At 37.4% G+C, this 641-nt stretch carries 1 protein-coding gene; it reads right to left on the reverse strand.

Features of this window, described 5'->3' with window-relative positions; genetic code table 11:
- A partial coding sequence (locus tag BCT81_RS23620) for a PTS sugar transporter subunit IIA (RefSeq protein ID WP_102426047.1) occupies positions 1–418 on the reverse strand: 418 nt, incomplete at its 3' end.
- Positions 419–641: the final 223 nt, after the last annotated feature.

Consider the following 641-nt stretch of genomic DNA (forward strand, 5'->3'; position numbering starts at 1 on the left):
GTATTTGATGTTCATCTTTTGCGCTATGGATATTTTGTATAAACTCATCACTGAATTTTCCAAATAGTTCTTGTAGTACATAAATATGATGGTCAGCACCGTTGTCTGGTGAAGCAATCATAAAAAACACGGTTGGATTAATTCCGTCTTCATCGCCATACTCAATGCCTTCACGCTTTACACCCACAGCAATCGCAGGCTCTGTTACTGCCTTGCTTTTCGAGTGTGGGTAAGCGATGCCGTCCATTGAGGTGATGCTTTGAGATTCACGAATTTCGATGTCTGCCAAGAAGGCTTCTTTACTGCTGATTCGGTTATTCTCAAATAACATGTCTGCCAATTCTTCAAACAGTTCTTTTTTATTATTTGCTTGAAGGTTGTTATTAATTAAGTTGACGTTAGTTAGCTGTGTGATCATTTATTAACTCATTCACTATTGAAGTTCTTGAATTAAAATTAATGGATTAACCCGATTCGCGAAATAGCAAATAAAAGCCCTTCACTGTACATTTGTATCCAGCAAAATTAAGTGTGATTTGCATCATTCATCCAGTGTGAGATGGGTCATATTTGATGGTGTATTTGTTTATGTTTTTGACACGTAGACTGGCCTCTTCAGAAACAAAAATGCCCCGCAAAAG

The organism is Vibrio sp. 10N.261.52.A1 (genome assembly GCF_002876325.1).
GTDB classification, from domain to species: Bacteria; Pseudomonadota; Gammaproteobacteria; order Enterobacterales; family Vibrionaceae; genus Vibrio; species Vibrio chagasii.